This window comes from Clostridium sp. SY8519, from assembly GCF_000270305.1.
Taxonomy (GTDB): domain Bacteria; phylum Bacillota; class Clostridia; order Lachnospirales; family Lachnospiraceae; genus SY8519.
On sequence record NC_015737.1, the window covers coordinates 2,553,024 to 2,569,773 of the forward strand.

The window sequence follows — 16,750 nt, forward strand, 5'->3', positions numbered from 1 at the left end:
ATCAATCACTCCAGTGCAGCAGTTCCTGGCGAAGCGCCTCCAGCAGCTGGTTTTCCGGCACTTTGCGGATCACTTCCCCATGGCGGATAATCAGGCCTTCGCCCTTTCCCCCACAGATGCCGATATCCGCTTCCTTTGCTTCTCCAGGTCCGTTGACCGCGCATCCCATCACTGCCACTTTGATATCCAGCGGAATATCCGCCACAGCCCGTTCCACCTGTTCCGCCAGATGAATCAGATCAATCTGGGTCCGGCCGCAGGTAGGACAGGATACGATCTCGATTCCGCCCCTGCGCAGTCCCAGGGTCTTTAAAATCAGTTTGGCCGACCGCACTTCCTCCAGCGGATCTCCGGTCAGTGAAACCCGGATGGTGTCGCCGATTCCCTGATAGAGAATCAGCCCCAGGCCGATGGCTGACTTGATATTCCCGCTGGTAAGGGTGCCGGCCTCCGTAATTCCTACATGAAGCGGGTGGTCGGTCCGCTTGGAAATCAGTTCGTGGGCCCGGACACACATCAGTACATCCGAAGACTTGATACTGATCACCAGATTGTCATACCCAAAGGACTCAATCATGCGGACTTTGTCCAGCGCGCTTTCCACCAGTCCCTCGGCCGTGACTCCGCCGTACTTTTCAATCAGCGGCTTTTCCAGAGAACCGCTGTTGACTCCTACACGGATTGGGATTCCGGCAGCCGCGGCAGCCTCTGTCACTGCGCGGACCCGGTCCGGCGATCCGATATTTCCCGGATTAATCCGGATCTTATCGGCTCCGTTCTCAATCGCCGCAAGAGCCAGCCGGTAATCAAAATGAATATCCGCAACCAGCGGGATCCCAATCTGTTTCCGAATCTGCCGCAGCGCCCGGGCTGCTTCCATCGTCGGCACCGCGCAGCGGATAATGTCGCAGCCCGCCGCGGTCAGGGCCTGAATCTGCGCAACGGTAGCTGCCACGTCTTCCGTTTTTGTATTTGTCATAGACTGGATCGCCACCGGATGGCCTCCGCCGATCGTTACAGAGCCAATCTGCACTTCTCTGGTTTTCATCAGATTCTCCTTTCCTGTCAAAACAGTTTCAGCACATCACTGACCATTATGATTCCCATAAAACCGAACAGACACAGGATCCCGATAAAATGCACCATGGCTTCCCGTTCCTGCCGGACCCGTTTGCCCCGGATCACTTCCAGGAAAAGAAAAACCAGACGGCCGCCGTCCAGGGCGGGCAGCGGAAGCAGATTAATGACGCCCAGGTTGGCGGAAAGGAGAATGCCGAAATTCAGCATACTCATAATTCCGTAAAACAGACTGATATCCGCAGACTGCTGATAGGTATCCCCGATGGTTTTTACGATTCCGACCGGTCCGGACATATCGCGGATGGAAGCCTGCCCGGAAACCAGGAATTTCAGGCTGGAATAGGTGTACTGGATCCAGTACTTCATGTTGTACACGCTGTACTGCACGGTTTTTAACGGTCCCAGCCGCGTTCGGACCCCGCTGCCGGACACGCCGAAGAGATAGCGGCCGGATGCTTTATCATAAGCCGGTGTAATGGATGCGGTATGTTTTTCCCCGTTTCTTACATAGGTCACCTGCACGGTATCATCACTGTGGAAAAACAGATACATGCTGATCTCATTAAAAAAATGAATGGGTTTGCGGTTCAGCTTTATGATCTCATCTCCCGGCTTAATTCCCGCCTCCTGGGCCGGAGATCCCTGTGTCACCGCCGCTGCCGTCGGTTTCATCACGCCGATGGAGCCGATAACCACCAGGGAAAGCAGAAACGCCATGATAAAATTAAACACCGGACCCGCGGCCACCACACTGATTCTGCCCCAGACAGAAGCCTTCTGAAAGGAACGGCTGTCATCGCTTTCCTCATCCTCGCCTTCCATGATGCATGCGCCGCCGAAGGGAAGCAGTTTGATGGAATACTTGGTTTCACCTTTCGTAAACCCGACAATGGTGGGTCCCAGACCGATACAGAATTCATTGACCCGGATGCCGTTGGCTTTTGCCAGCCAGAAATGCCCCAGTTCATGAAACATAATCACGGCACATAATACAAGAATCGCAATGATATATTTTCCAACTGCCAAATTACCACCTGCCTCTGATGAATTCTTCTGTCTGCGCCTGCGCCGCGAGAATCTGGGAAACATCCGGATTCTCGCAAAACGGGATTTCCCTCATGCAGGATTCGATGATTTCCGGAATTTCCAGAAAACGGATCGCTCCGTTTAAAAACAGCGCCACCGCATATTCATTGGCTGCATTAAAGACTGCAGGTACATTGCCGCCGGCCTTCAGCGCTTCGCGCGCAAGCTTCAGCCCCTGGAACGTGTCCGGATCCGGACGCTCGAAGGTCAGCGCGCCTAACGCAAACAAGTCCAGACGTTTTCCGGGAAGATGCGGCCGGTGCGGGTAATACAGGGCATACTGGATCGGTATCTTCATATCCGGCGTGCCCAGCTGCGCCATAACTGCCCCGTCTTCGTACTGAACGGCGGAATGAATCACGCTCTGGGGATGCACCAGGATTTCAATCTGTTCCTCTGACACACCGAACAGCCACTTTGCTTCCATGACTTCCAGTCCCTTATTGACCAGGGTAGCCGAATCAATGGTGATCTTTTTTCCCATCGACCAGTTCGGATGTTTCAGCGCATCCGCAGCGGTCACATCCGCAAGCTGCTGCAGTGTGCGTCCGCGGAAAGGGCCGCCGGAGGCGGTCAGGAGAATCCGTTCGATCCTATTGCCCTCATTGCCCTGCAGCGACTGGAAAATTGCGCTGTGTTCACTGTCTACCGGCAGTATGGAAACCTTGTGTTCCGCTGCCAGAGGCATAATGATATGTCCGGCGGTCACCAGGGTCTCCTTGTTTGCCAGCGCGATATCCTTTCCGGCCTTTATGGCTGCAATGGTGGGCAGGATCCCCACCATTCCCACGACTGCGGTCACGAGAATATCCGCCTGGGGGTCTGTCGCCGTCTCAATCAGTCCTTCCGGTCCGGACACCACTTTCACATCCAGATCCGCCACCGCCAGCCGCAGCTCTTTTGCGGCCTTTTCCTCACGGACAGACACCAGGTGCGGATGAAACTCCCGGATCTGCTTTTCCAGCAGTCGGATATTGTCTCCGGCGGAGAGCGCTGTAACCTGAAGATCCTGATGGATCCGGATCACATCAAGGGTCTGGGTTCCAATGGAACCGGTGGAGCCTAAAATTGCAATTTTTCTCATGTTGAAGTCCTCCCTTCCGCTTAAAACAGATAAAGCGAAAGAAAATAGATAATCGGCGCGGTAAAAATCACGCTGTCAAACCGGTCCATGATTCCGCCATGCCCCGGGATCAGTTTTCCGTAATCTTTGATATCATAATTTCGCTTGATGGCAGACGCGCACAGATCCCCCACCATCGACAGCAGGGCCCCTGCAGCGCAAATGCCCACCATCACCAGAATATATGTAACGTCCGCATGCATCGGCCCGCGGAAAATCAATCCGTAAATCAGCGTAAGCAGCGCCGCGCCGATCACGCCGCCAAAGGCGCCTTCCACGGATTTCTTGGGGCTTAATTTCGGTGTCATCCTGTGCTTTCCGAACAGTTTTCCCACACAGTACGCGCAGGTATCACAGCCCCAGGAGCACAGAAAGATCATCCACACCAGATACCTTCCTCCCGGAAGCATACGAGTCAGATAGAGGCAGGAAATCATCACAGCCACATAAAAGACACCGAAAAACGCCTCCATCACCTGAGCGGCCCGGTATTTGGGGTAATTAAATACCATGGCACACATATAGGCAATAATCATTGCCATGGCCAGGAGCCGCAGATCCGGAAGGAAATGAAACTGCAGATCCAGGTAATAGACGATCACCGCCAGATAACCGATGATCCCCAGGGGTGTCTTCTGTATCTGAAAGACCCGGTACAGTTCAAACAGTCCGATCATGGATATGATCCCGCAGACCGCCAGCAGCAGCGGGCCTCCGGTATGGATAAAAAATATTGCCAGTATGACCAGAATCACACCGCTTATCAATCTTGTACGAAACATAGTAGTCCAGTTTTTCTCCTCTTTTTTTGCAGCCAGTCCGAAGGGAACTGTCTTCCACAACATGCGGCAGACAGCAAACTATTCGCTGATTCTGCCGAACCGGCGGTCCCTTCGGGTATATTCTTCGATGCAGCGGATCAGCTCTTCTTTGTGAAAATCCGGCCAGGCCACATCGGTAAATACAAATTCACTGTAGGCGTGCTGCCACATCATCCAGTTGGACAGCCGTTCTTCCCCGCTGGTGCGGATCATCAGATCCGGATCCGGGATGTCGGCCGTATCCAGGTAGGACGCGTACTTCTCTTCTGTCAGCGTCTCCGGGCTGATTTTTCCTGCCGCCTGATCCCGCATGAGTTTTTTCATGGCGCGGATCATTTCATCCCGGCTGCCATAGTTCATGGCAATCTGGAACTGCATGCCGTCGTTGGCGGCCGTGTCTGTTTCCAGCACACGGATAATCTCCTGCAGCTCACTGTCAAACCCGGATTTATCCCCGATGATCCGCACTCTTGTGTTATTGGCCATTGCCTTCCGGTAACAGATCTTCAGGTATTTGCGAAACAGGCGCATCAGGGTTTTTACTTCGTTTTCCGGGCGGTTCCAGTTTTCCGTGGAAAATGCATAGACCGTCAGATATTTAATGCCGATGGCATCCGCGTCCTCCACAATCTTCATTACATTGTCCGCGCCGGCCGAATGGCCGTAAGTACGCGGCATATGTCTCTTTTTGGCCCATCGTCCGTTTCCGTCCATAATCAGTGAAACATGGACGGGGATCTTCAGCGCGCTCATATCCTGCATGGGTTCCTCTCTCCATAGAAAAGGGACACGGCAAGCTGCTATGTCCCCTTATTACATACTCTGCTGCATCTGAGCAGGCAGCTGTTTCGCTGCGCTGCGGCAGATTATACTGTCATGATTTCTTTTGTCTTCTCTTCGACTGCTCCGTCAATTTCCTTAATGCGGGCATCCGTCATTTTCTGTACTTCATCCTGAAGATCCTTGATTTCATCTTCGGATACGTCCTCTTCCTTGCCAAGCTTTTTCAGCATTTCATTTGCGTCCCGGCGAATGTTCCGGATTGCGACCTTGGCGTCCTCTCCCTTTTTGCGGACTTCCTTACTGATATCCTTTCTCCGTTCTTCTGTTAATTCCGGAAACAGAAGGCGGATGCTCTGCCCGTCATTGATGGGGTTGATTCCCAGATCAGAAACCATGATCGCCTTTTCGATTTCCTTGAGCATTTTCTTTTCCCAGGGAGCAATCATAATCATGCGCGCTTCCGGAACAGATACATTGGCCACCTGCTGCAGCGGGGTCGGCGCGCCGTAATAATCGATCCGGATCTGGTCAAGTACATGGGGATTCGCACGTCCCGCGCGGATAGATCCGTATTCCTCCAGAAGATTATTATAGCTTTTCTGCATTTTCTCATCGTAAATTTTCAGTCTTTCATCCATGATGGGTTCCTCCATTGATCGTCTTGTTCAGGCGGTAACGACGGTTCCGTTAAAGCTGCCTGTAATTGCTTTTGTAATGCTGTTTTCCTCCTGCAGCGCAAATACATACATCGGCATGTGATTTTCCATGGCCAGAATGGAAGCTGTCAGATCCACCACTGCCAGCTGTTTGTCGATAACCTCCTGAATACTCAGGGTATCGTAGCGCTTTGCGTCCGGATTGACCTTCGGATCGCTGTCATAGACTCCGTCAATGGCCTTGGCCAGAAGAATGCCGTCTGCCTCGATTTCCACCGCGCGGAGAACAGCGGCCGTGTCTGTGGAAAAGTACGGATGTCCGGTTCCGCCGGCAAAAAAGATCACATGATCTGCTGCAAACAGCTGGCTGACGCGGTCTTTGGAATACAGTTCCGTAAAGGATCCGCAGGCAAATGGTGTCAGTATGCCGGTCTTCATGCCCTGGGACCGGAAAATCTCAGACACATAGATGCAGTTCATCACGGTGGCAAGCATGCCGATCTGATCTGCCTTGGTGCGCTCAAGGGACTCGCTGGACCGTCCGCGCCAGAAATTGCCGCCTCCGATGACGATTCCCACCTGTATGCCCTGCTTCTGCAGCGCAAGGACCTGTCCGGCCACTTCTGTCACAGTCGGTTCGTCAAATCCGGTTTTCTTATCTCCTGCCAGCGCTTCTCCGCTTAATTTTAATAATACACGTTTCATACTCATGCTCCCTGTTCTTTTGATATTGGAATTATTATATCATATCTGGATAAATCCGCCAGATGCAATTGCGGATATCCCGGCAAACTGCCGTTACTGCTTCTGGCTCTGAAGATAGGCTTCAAACTCTTCCGCCGTCATCAGCACACGCCGGGGCTTGGTTCCCTCTTCCGGGCCCACAACTCCCGCTTCCTCCAGTTGGTCCATAATGCGGGCGGCCCGGTTAAATCCCACTTTGAACATACGCTGCAGCATACCGATGGATCCCTTTTCCTTTTCCACCACAAATCTGCCGGCTGCCTCAAAATGTACGTCCCGGTCCGCGGCACCGGAAGTAAATCCGTTTCCGCCGCCCATCGAAGATTCGGATGCCTGATTAATGGTATCCTCGATCCCGGAATCATATTCTGTGTCGCCGTTCTGTTCCACAATATATTTTACGACAGCAGACACTTCCTCATCCGATACAAATGCCCCCTGGACGCGAAGGGGTTTCTGGTAATTCTGGGGATCAAACAGCATGTCGCCTTTTCCCAGAAGCTTCTCCGCCCCGTTCATATCCAGGATTGTCCGGGAATCCACACCGGATGTGACAGAAAAGGCAATCCGGGAAGGCATATTCGCCTTGATCAGTCCGGTGATTACATTCACGGAGGGACGCTGTGTGGCAATCACCAGATGGATGCCGCAGGCGCGGGCCAGCTGGGCCAGCCGGCAGATGGCGCCTTCCACATCCCCCGGCGCTGCCATCATCAGATCCGCCAGCTCGTCTACCACAATCAGGATCTGGGGCATCGGCTGCGGTTTCTCTCCATCCTCTTCTGTCATGGAAGCCGCCACATTCTTAACCTTCTGATTGTAGGCCTTGATATCCCGCACATGATATTCCGCAAACCTGCGGTACCGGTCGGTCATTTCCGCCACGCCCCAGTTCAGGGCCCCGGCCGCTTTTTTCGGATCGGTCACCACCGGAAGGAGCAGATGGGGAATCCCGTTGTACACCGAAAGTTCCACGACTTTCGGGTCGATCAGAATCATTTTTACCTCATCCGGCGATGCCTTGTACAGAATACTCATGATAATGGTATTGATGCATACGGATTTTCCGGATCCTGTCGCGCCCGCAATCAGCAGGTGCGGCATGGTTTCAATATTGGCGATGATGTTTTTGCCGGCAATATCCTTGCCTGCGCAGAAAGCAATCTTTGATTTTTCGTTTTTGAATTCCGCGGATTCCACCAGGCTGCGGAAGGCCACAGGCACGGTTTCCCGGTTGGGGACTTCAATTCCGATGACCGATTTGCCCGGAACCGGAGCTTCAATACGGATATCCGCAACGGCCAGATTCAGTTTGATGTCGTCCGCCAGATTGACTATTTTGCTGACTTTCACACCCATTTCCGGCTGAATTTCATATCTGGTAACCGTAGGACCGCAGGTCACGTCTGTCACCCGCGCGTTTACGCCGAAATTGGTCAGTGTCAGCTGCAGCCTTCTGGACATTTCCTCCAGATGTTCCCGGGAATCGCCGGAAGCACTCGGATCCGCCCTGGTCAGAAGTTCCGGTTTCGGGTAATGATACTCTTTTTTCGGCACTGCCTTTGCCTGATTGATTTCCTTCATTACCGCCGCATTATCCGCCGGGTCCGAAGGCGCGTTTTTCCGTCTGGTTTTTTCTGCTTTTTCCGGTGCAGAAACTGTTTCCTCCGGCTGTTCCGCCTCCGGCAGAGTTTCTTTGTGTGCCGCTGCCGCAGCGGATGCGACGTGCGTCTCTTTCCCGGCGCCTGAAGGATCTGCGTCAGAAACGGCTGCTTCTGTCCCCTCCTGCTCCGGCAGATGGATCTGTGGCCGGAATTCCGTATCCCAGCTGGAACCCGGAATGTTTCCTGTCTGCTGCGGCTCTGCGGAACCTTCTTTACCTGCGGAAAAATCCGCCGCCGGGGCGCTTTTTTTCCTTTTTCCTGCTGTACCGCCGGTGGTTCCGACTGTGGTTCCGGCTGTCTGTGCTCTGCCGGCAGACAGTTCCTCTTTGACCAGCGCGCGGATTTTTTCCGTCAGCTCGCTCATGTTGTCCGTGGAAACTGCCGCTTTATCCGGATTCAGCTTGGTATCCGGGGAAACTCCGTATACTTTTCTGCGGAATCTGCGGCCCGCGCAGGCGTCTTCGGACTCTTTTTCCCCTCGCCGTGCCGGCCGCTGTACACTTCCTCCGGCCTGACGGAGTTCTTTTTCTCTTCTCCGGTCCCGCCGGATTTCCTTTTCTCTTTTCCGCATCTGACTGCGGTTTTTGCTTTTCTGCTGCCGTTTTTCCGACTGTTCCCTGGCACGTTTTGCTGCCATACGGGAACTTGCGGAAACAGAATCAAAGAAGGATTTTTCGGAAATCAGCGCAGCAGCGAGCACCAGAAGAATAATAACAATGACAAAGCCGCCGGCCAGGCCAGTTCCTTCCGCCAGCGTCCGGCCTACGGCACCTCCCAGCACGCCGCCGCCATTTTTTCTGGTAAGTCCGTTTTTAAAAATCACCGAAAGCGTCGGCGACGCGTTTAGATAGCATACCAGATGGGCAAAGGCGCACAGCGCAATCAGAAGGATAACCGCCGCGCATGATTTCATGACCGTTCTGGGCCTGTTTCTGCGTACGCCATAGGTATTGGCTGCAAGAAAAGCGCCGAAAAAGAAAAGCCAGAAGGGGAAGAGATAGGCAATTACCCCGAAAACGCCAAAAAAGAAGACGCGAAACGCATCTCCCGTTTTTCCGCCAAATCCGATGTTGCTGATAAACACAAGCACAGCAATGGCCAGCAGTGCAAAAAGGAAGACTTCACGCTTCCATGGAAAATTCACGGAAGAAGACGCCTTCCTTTTCTTTGCGCCGGATGATGCTCTGCCGGAAGTTTTTTTCTTTGTGGATGGCCGTTTTTTCTTGGCTGCCATAAATCTCAATACCTCTTACATTGCAGCATATCCGATGACGGAAACCACTCCAACGATCAGACAGTACACTGCAAAATATTTAAATTTCTTTTCTTTGACAATTGCCAGCATCAGTTTGATGGCAATATAGCCCACAACTCCTGCAATGATCATGCCTATGATATAATTGCGCACTTCGGCACCGGTAACAGACACATTGCCCGCTCCGTGGAACTCCAGAACCAGCGCGCCTAAAATAGCCGGTATGGACATCAGGAAGGAAAACTTCACAGCAAATTCCCGCCGGAGTCCCAGAAATATAGAGGCCGCAATTGTGCTGCCGGACCGGGAGATCCCGGGCATGGTCGCGATTCCCTGTACAACACCTATCACCAGCGCGTTGGAATAAGTCATCTGTTTCGGACCTTTCCTTCCATCCGGAGCCCGGTCCGACAGATATAACAATACTGCGGTGATGATCAGGCAGATTCCGGGGATAAAAAGAATATTCGAAGCTGCTTCCACAAAATCCGCTCCTGCGTAACCAATCAGTCCGGTGGGAATGGTGGCCGCGATTACCAGAAGGACAAATTTGCGGTAGCTGTTTGTTACAATCCGCTTCATCTGCAGTTCCGGCTGATTTCTGCGCCGGAAAAAAACGGTCACGTTATAGAACGCGTCTGCAATAATCTTTACAAATTCCACAATCATGCGCGCCACATCCCGGTAATAGACGCAGACAATAGCAATCAGCGTGGCAATATGCAGGAGCACATCATACAGCATACCGGTATCTGTATTCACATGAAACAGTATTTTAAATAAAGCCAGATGGCCGGAACTGCTGACCGGAAGAAACTCCGTCAGCCCTTGAATCAGCCCCATTACCGCAGCTTGAATAAATGACATCTCTTATACCCTTTCCTGATGCTTATTTTCCCAGCAGATAGTTGTACAGTCCGGCATACCGGTTGGCGGATACTTTCCAGGAAAAATCAATTTTCATTCCCCGCTCCGCAATCAGATTCCATTTTCTCTTTTTCTCGAAATAAATCTGTTTTGCGTAATTAATGGTATGCAGCATCTCATCTGCATTGTAATTCGCAAAGGAAAAACCGTTGCCGGTATTCTCATATTCGTTAAACGGCTGCACTGTGTCACGCAGGCCGCCGGTTTCCCGTACGATCGGAACGGTTCCGTACCGGCAGGCAATCATCTGTGTCAGGCCGCAGGGTTCGAATCGGGAGGGCACCAGGAAGGCATCCGCGGCCGCAAACAGCCGGTGCGACAGTTCGTCGCTGTAGCAAATGTTGGCTGATATCCGGTCGCTGTGCTTCCCGGCGTAATAGCGGAACATATTTTCGTAGCGTTCCTCGCCGGTTCCCACCACTACGAACTGGGTGAATTCATCCGCGATCCCCTCGATGGCATAATCCACAAGATCCAGCCCTTTCTGGTCCGTCAGTCTGGACACCAGCCCGATTAAGAATTTGCTGTGGTCTACGGTCAGATGGAAATCTTCCTGGAACCGTATCTTGTTTTCTTTTTTTATTTTGCGGAAATTATCCACGGAATAGTTCTTATAAATATAAGGGTCGGTCTCCGGATTATATACGTCATAATCGATGCCGTTCACGATTCCCTGCAGATCAAAATGGCGAGCAGACAAAAGGCCGTTCAACCCCTCCCCGTAATAATCCATCTGAATTTCGCCGGCGTAGGATTCACTGACGGTGGTGATATAATCCGCGTACACAAGGCCGCCCTTCAGCATGTTGGCGTCCTTATGGTACTCCAGTTTATCCGGGGTAAATAACTCTTTCGGCAGCCCGGTGATTCCCTGCACCGTTTTCACATCCCACACGCCCTGGAACTTCAGGTTGTGGATTGTCATGATGGATTTCATTCCCCAGAAGAACATATCTCCCTGGAATTCGTTTTTCAGGTATACCGGCACCATCCCGGTCTCCCAGTCATGACAGTGAATCAGTTCCGGCTGGAAACCGATCAGCGGCAGCATGGAAAGCACTGCCTTGTCAAAAAAGCAGAATTTTTCCACATCCCAGCGGATATCTCCATAGGGAACCGCGCAGTCAAAATACTCCATATTATCAATGAAGTAATAGGTGATCCCATCCAGTTCACAGGTCAGCACACCCACATACTTATCCGGTAGAGCCGGACCCATATGCATGTAAAAATGTGTCAGGTACCGGAACTGGTTTCTGAAATGTTCCGGGATACAGGTGTAGTTCGGCAGAACGACCCGCACATCCCATTCTTCGCTGCTGAGGTTCTTCGGCAGAGAGCCGCATACATCAGCCAGACCGCCGGTTTTGATAAATGGCACACACTCGGATGCCGCAAAGAGTATTTTTTTCATAAATGATTCTTCCCAGATTATTCTTCCCAGTTGTGATAAACCTGCTGGACATCGTCATCTTCGTCAAGCAGATCAAGCAGCTTATTCATATGATAAATATCCTGTTCATCCGTCAGGGTCACATATGTCTGCGGAATCATAGTAACTTCCGCGTCAGCCATGGGAATTCCCTGATCCTCCAGTTTCTGGCGGACCTCACTGAAGGCTGCCGGATCGGTAAGGATCTCGAAACTGTCCTCTTCCTCCGAAAAATCATCGGCGCCCGCATCCAGTGCCAGCATCATCAGATCATCCGGTTCCATATCACAGGCTTCCCGGTCAATGAGGATCTGTCCCTTTTCATCGAACATAAAGGATACGCATCCCTGTGTGCCGATATTGCCGTTTCCTTTGGAAAAAGCATTGCGCACATTGGCTGCGGTACGGTTCTTGTTGTCTGTCAGCGCCTTGACAATGATCGCGGTTCCGTTCGGTCCGTATCCTTCATAGGTGGCCGTCTCGTAATTCACGGAATCCGCGTCTCCGGCTGCCTTCTTAATGCCTCGCTCAATGGTGTCGTTGGGCATATTATTGGCTTTGGCCTTGGCGATCACATCCCGAAGTCTGGAATTGTTGTCCGGATCCGGGCCGCCTTCCTTAACCGCAACCGCGATTTCACGGCCGATTACGGTAAAAATCTTTCCTTTTGCCGCATCGTTTTTTTCTTTTTTATGCTTGATGTTTGAAAATTTTGAATGTCCTGACATATTTCTGTGCTCCTTTTATTCTGTTTGAATTCCGAACGCACTGCAGATCAGAATCCATCGTAATACTATAACATATACCGGGCAGATGTGACAAGGGATCACTCGGCCTGCTCTGTTTTCTCTGTTTCCTCTTTGCCGGGATCCGGCGCCCGGGAGGCACGTACGGCCTTGATCATCTTGTTCTCCACCTGCAGTACATCAAAATCATATCCCAGGGCATGTACCGTAAAGACTTCCCCATCATTGGGAATCCGGTTGATCTCGGCAATCAGGAATCCGTTCAGGGTATCAAAATCTCCCATCAGGGATTCGTCGATCCCCAGTTCCTCACACACGTCATCAGTCTCCATCTCCCCGTCAATCAGGAAACTGCCGTCTTTCTGCTGAATGATTTCACTCTCTTCCGAATCATGCTCATCCATAATATTTCCGACGATTTCCTCCAGGATATCCTCCATGGTCACCAATCCGGCAGTCTGACCGTATTCGTCAATTACGGCTACCATATGGATTTTCATGGCCTGCATCCGGCGGAACAGATCGTCAATATGCCTGGTTTCCGGAATAAACGCGATCCTGCGAACCAATCCCCGGATCTGCCGGATTTCCCGGTCCATCAGTCCCTCCCGGCAGACATAGTTCAGTAAATCCTTAATGTGAATGACTCCGGTGATATTGTCTATGTTCTCCATATAGACCGGATAACGGGAATATTCCTTTTCGTTCACAAAGGACAGAACCTCTTTTAATGTCATGGAAGCATCCACTGCCACAATATTCTTCCGGTGGGTCATAATATCCTTGGCGTCTTTGTCGTCAAAATCGAAAATATTGCTGATCATCCGCGCCTCACTCTCGTGAAGCACGCCCTTTTCATGTCCTTCTTCTACCATGGACATGATTTCTTCTTCTGTGGTTGCTTCTGTGCTGTCCGGCTCCTGCCGGCCGGAAAAAAGATTCCGGAATTTTCTGCGCTTCTGACTTCGCGGTTTGCCGTCGTTCTCCATCTGTCATGCTCTCCTTGCTTATTCAGCGAAAAAATCGTACTGGCTGACAATCTCTCCGTTTTTCAGATAATTACGGGGGATGCGTTTGCTCAGATCGCAGGCCAGCTCATAGTTAAAGCGTCCGGACAGTTCCCCCAGTTCTTCCATCGTAATCTCCTGTTCGCCGTCACGGCCCAGCAGGATAACCGGTTCTCCCTGCTGAACATCCGGAATATGGGTAACATCCACCATAAACTGGTCCATGCACACCCGTCCGCGGATCGGCGCCCGGCATCCGCGGATCAGAACATACCCCTTGTTTGACAGGGAACGGGGATAGCCGTCCCCGTATCCCACCGGAACCGTTGCGATGACCTCATCCGTGCTGGTTTTGTATGTGCCGCCGTAGCTGATGCTCCTGCCCGGCCCCAGTTTTTTCACTAAAACCACCTGACTGTGAATCGACATCAGCGGTTTTAAGCGGATCCTGCTTCTGTCCACTTCGTCCGAAGGCCACAGTCCATAGAGAATAATCCCGGCGCGTACCATGTCTTTGTTATACTGGGGCAGATCAATGATTCCCGCGCTGTTGGAAATATGGTGAATGGGGATCCGAAGCCCCCGTACCATCAGAAGATCAATCATCCGGTCAAAGGCCTCTGCCTGGCATTCGGTAAAACGCTTGTCCTTCTCATCTGCCCGGGCAAAATGAGTGAAAATTCCCTCAATTTCCAAATTCGGCAGCTGGCTGATGCTTACAATATCGTCCGCGGAATCTTCCGTAATGGAAAATCCGATCCTGCTCATGCCAGTATCCAGTTTGATATGAATTTTCGCGGTTTTGCCCAGTTTTCTGGCTGCTTTGGAAATCTGCCGGGCCGTTTCAAAGGAAAAAACCGCGGTGCGGATATCCAGATCAATCATTTCCTCATACTGATCCGGAAAGGAGTATCCGAGAATCAGGATCGGTTTTCTGCGTCCTGCCCGGCGAAGGATCTTTCCTTCGTCCACGGAGGCAACCGCATACCCCCAGATGTCTTCCTCCTGCTCCAGAACCTCCGACAGCGCCAGGGCCCCATGCCCGTATCCGTCGGTTTTAATGACTGCCATGATCTTTGTGCTGCTGTCTGCGCGGCAGTTTTTGATCTGCTGAAGATTGTAGGAAAACGCATCCAGGTCAATGTCTGCGTGCACTCTGCTATATGCTTTCATGAAAATATACCTTCTTTAAAATTATTCCGATGCCATTGATCAGGTCTTCCGCCTGCATACTGTAAGGTCCCTTTTCCCTGGCTGCCGCATCGCCTGCAAGCCCGTGGATATATACCGCCAGCGGTACCAGTTCCTCCGGACCGGCATCCTGCGCCAGGATTCCTGTCAGGAGCCCGGTCAGCACATCGCCGGAACCGCCCACAGCCATGCCGTGGTTTCCGCTGCAGTTAATAAAACAGCGGCCGTCTTCTGTCACGCTGACGGTTCTGGCGTCTTTCATCACGACAGCCGCCCCTGTATCTTTCGCGAAACTTCGGGCCGCCTCCACCGGTGAAACCTTCAGTTCGGCAATCCTCCTGCCGGTAAGCCGGCTCATTTCCCCCATATGGGGGGTCAGAATACAGCCCCGCAGCAGCGGCCGCAGTTCCGTATGGGCAGCAATCAGATTCAGGCCGTCTGCGTCAATCACACACGGGAACCCGCTGCCGCCCTGCTTTTGGGCAGAGCGCCTGCGCACTTCGGTCAGCAGTCCCTTCAGCAGATGAAATGACGCCTCTGACTGTCCCAGTCCGGGACCGATGGCCGCCGCGTCTGCCCAGCCGCACAGTTCCTGAAAATCTAGGGATTCGCACCCCTCCTCGTCATATACGGTCAGGATCGCGCCCGGCACTGCGGTCTGCAGGGGGATGCGATTGCATTCCGGCGTCAGGATACGCACCAGGCCGCAGCCCGCCGCATATGCCGCCCGGGCTGCCAGGATCGCGGCTCCGGCCATATTGCGGCTGCCGGCCGCCAGAAGCACCCGTCCGCAGGATCCTTTGTTGGAGTCATTGCGGCGTTCCGGCATCCGAACCAGGTCATTTTTCTCCATGCTCCAGGCATCCGGCGAATGTCCCAGGAGACTTCGATGATCAATGCCGATCTCCGCACGGATCAGACGGCCGCAGCAGGCGGCTCCGGGATAGAGCAGCTGCCCCATCTTGTAAAATCCCATAGTTACCGTAGCATCCGCGCGAAACGCGCACCCCATAACCTGTCCTGTGTCCGCATGGATCCCCGACGGGATATCCACTGCGATTTTTCTGGCTTTACTGTCATTCAGCCGGCGAATCAGCTCCGCGTATCTTCCGGAAACCGGTCGGCTTAGCCCGATGCCGAACAGGCTGTCCAGCAATACCGTCCATCTGCCCGGGGGATATTCCGTATGGATCGGGATCCCGTATTTTTCCGCGATGGAAAGCTGGCGGCCGCATTCCGTGCTGGCATGTTCCCTGTTTCCTGCGAAATAAATTTCCGCGTGATATCCGGCCAGACACAGCAGCCTGGCGGCGGCAATTCCGTCGCCTCCGTTGTTTCCGCTGCCGCAGACAGCCAGAATACGATCCTTTTCCCGATCCGCTGTATGAATGATATACTCTGCGATTTTCAGTGCGGCACGCTCCATCAGAACCGGTGAAATCACACCGAAGTATTCCATCGTACTGCGATCACACTGCTGCATGGTGCTGCCTGAAAGAATTTCCTGCATCGCTGCCTCTCTTTCCGACACTCTTTGTAAGATGCTTGCTTTCCTGCCGTTTTCGTACGGCCATGGCCCCCTTTTTCCAAAAATCCGTCAGGACTGGCGCTCTTTGTCTGTAATCAGATAGGACAGATGCATCAGACTGTCGGACAGATGCACGGATTCAATCGTCACGTCCTCCGGCAGGTCCATTTCCATATGGGCAAAATTCCATATGGCCTTGATCCCCAGGGCGATCACATGCTCCGCCGCTTCTCTGGCATAGGCCTTCGGCAGGGTCAGTGCTGCCACATGCACCGGGGTTGACTTTACAAACTCATCCAGTTCTTCCATCATATGGATTTCAACACCGCCGGATTTTTTTCCCTTCAGTGCCGGATCCACATCAAAGAGCGCCACTACTTCAAACCCTCTTTTTTTGAAATTGGAATAATTGGCGAGTGCCTGGCCCAGATGTCCGGAACCGATGATAATCATATTATGCGTATGGTCAATTCCAAGAATTTTGCCGATTTCATCATGAAGATACTGCACATTGTACCCATATCCCTGCTGGCCGAATTCTCCGAAATTGTTCAGATCCTGACGGATCTGGGATGCAGTGACTTTCATTCTTCTGCTTAATTCTCCGGATGAAATACGTTCGGTTCCCTCTTCCAATAACTCTGTCAGATACCGATAGTATCGCGGCATCCTGCGTATTACCGCAGGAGAAATCTGTTTATCCACTT

At 52.4% G+C, this 16,750-nt stretch carries 15 protein-coding genes; all 15 read right to left on the minus strand.

The annotated features are described in order from the left end of the window. Window position 1 precedes the first annotated feature (1 nt). The 15 genes from ispG to CXIVA_RS11870 all read right to left on the minus strand — a co-directional run bounded on the left by ispG (window position 2) and on the right by CXIVA_RS11870 (window position 16,748). Window positions 2-1,048, minus strand: a complete 1,047-nt coding sequence (gene ispG / locus CXIVA_RS11800) for a flavodoxin-dependent (E)-4-hydroxy-3-methylbut-2-enyl-diphosphate synthase (RefSeq protein WP_013978271.1) — start codon at window positions 1,046-1,048, stop codon at window positions 2-4. 17 nt (window positions 1,049-1,065) lie between these two features. Beyond that, window positions 1,066-2,106 carry an RIP metalloprotease RseP gene (gene rseP / locus CXIVA_RS11805; RefSeq protein WP_013978272.1) on the minus strand — a complete coding sequence of 347 codons (1,041 nt, stop codon included), beginning with the start codon at window positions 2,104-2,106 and terminating at the stop codon, window positions 1,066-1,068. Between the two features lies 1 nt (window position 2,107). Continuing rightward, complete coding sequence (gene dxr, locus CXIVA_RS11810) at window positions 2,108-3,250, minus strand: 1-deoxy-D-xylulose-5-phosphate reductoisomerase (protein WP_013978273.1); 1,143 nt, start codon at window positions 3,248-3,250, stop codon at window positions 2,108-2,110. Between the two features lie 20 nt (window positions 3,251-3,270). Beyond that, window positions 3,271-4,071, minus strand: coding sequence for a phosphatidate cytidylyltransferase (locus tag CXIVA_RS11815; RefSeq protein ID WP_041727924.1), 801 nt, complete (start codon window positions 4,069-4,071; stop codon window positions 3,271-3,273). 78 nt (window positions 4,072-4,149) lie between these two features. Then, window positions 4,150-4,872: an isoprenyl transferase gene (locus CXIVA_RS11820; protein ID WP_013978275.1), complete on the minus strand. Its 723-nt coding sequence runs from the start codon at window positions 4,870-4,872 to the stop codon at window positions 4,150-4,152. 104 nt (window positions 4,873-4,976) lie between these two features. Further along, window positions 4,977-5,531, minus strand: a complete 555-nt coding sequence (gene frr / locus CXIVA_RS11825; RefSeq protein ID WP_013978276.1) for a ribosome recycling factor — start codon at window positions 5,529-5,531, stop codon at window positions 4,977-4,979. A gap of 27 nt (window positions 5,532-5,558) precedes the next feature. Continuing rightward, window positions 5,559-6,260 (minus strand): UMP kinase, encoded by a 702-nt coding sequence (pyrH, locus tag CXIVA_RS11830; protein WP_347475630.1) that lies wholly within the window; start codon window positions 6,258-6,260, stop codon window positions 5,559-5,561. An 87-nt stretch (window positions 6,261-6,347) separates the two neighbouring features. Then, window positions 6,348-9,191, minus strand: a complete 2,844-nt coding sequence (locus CXIVA_RS11835) for a DNA translocase FtsK (RefSeq protein WP_013978278.1) — start codon at window positions 9,189-9,191, stop codon at window positions 6,348-6,350. A 15-nt stretch (window positions 9,192-9,206) separates the two neighbouring features. Next, window positions 9,207-10,079, minus strand: coding sequence for an undecaprenyl-diphosphate phosphatase (locus tag CXIVA_RS11840; RefSeq protein WP_013978279.1), 873 nt, complete (start codon window positions 10,077-10,079; stop codon window positions 9,207-9,209). Window positions 10,080-10,101: 22 nt separating this feature from the next. Next, window positions 10,102-11,553, minus strand: a complete 1,452-nt coding sequence (locus tag CXIVA_RS11845) for a glycogen synthase (protein WP_013978280.1) — start codon at window positions 11,551-11,553, stop codon at window positions 10,102-10,104. Window positions 11,554-11,570: 17 nt separating this feature from the next. After that, a complete protein-coding gene (locus CXIVA_RS11850) occupies window positions 11,571-12,299 on the minus strand; it encodes a YebC/PmpR family DNA-binding transcriptional regulator (protein WP_013978281.1) in 729 nt (242 codons plus the stop codon). 98 nt (window positions 12,300-12,397) lie between these two features. Beyond that, entirely contained in the window at window positions 12,398-13,306 is a 909-nt protein-coding gene (locus CXIVA_RS11855; RefSeq protein ID WP_013978282.1) for a hemolysin family protein, read from the minus strand. 18 nt (window positions 13,307-13,324) lie between these two features. Further along, window positions 13,325-14,497 carry an alanine racemase gene (gene alr, locus CXIVA_RS11860; protein ID WP_013978283.1) on the minus strand — a complete coding sequence of 391 codons (1,173 nt, stop codon included), beginning with the start codon at window positions 14,495-14,497 and terminating at the stop codon, window positions 13,325-13,327. Then, window positions 14,484-16,025: a bifunctional ADP-dependent NAD(P)H-hydrate dehydratase/NAD(P)H-hydrate epimerase gene (locus CXIVA_RS11865; RefSeq protein WP_013978284.1), complete on the minus strand. Its 1,542-nt coding sequence runs from the start codon at window positions 16,023-16,025 to the stop codon at window positions 14,484-14,486. The genes alr and CXIVA_RS11865 overlap by 14 nt, the downstream gene beginning before the upstream one ends. A gap of 87 nt (window positions 16,026-16,112) precedes the next feature. Next, complete coding sequence (locus CXIVA_RS11870; protein ID WP_013978285.1) at window positions 16,113-16,748, minus strand: redox-sensing transcriptional repressor Rex; 636 nt, start codon at window positions 16,746-16,748, stop codon at window positions 16,113-16,115. Window positions 16,749-16,750 lie beyond the last annotated feature (2 nt).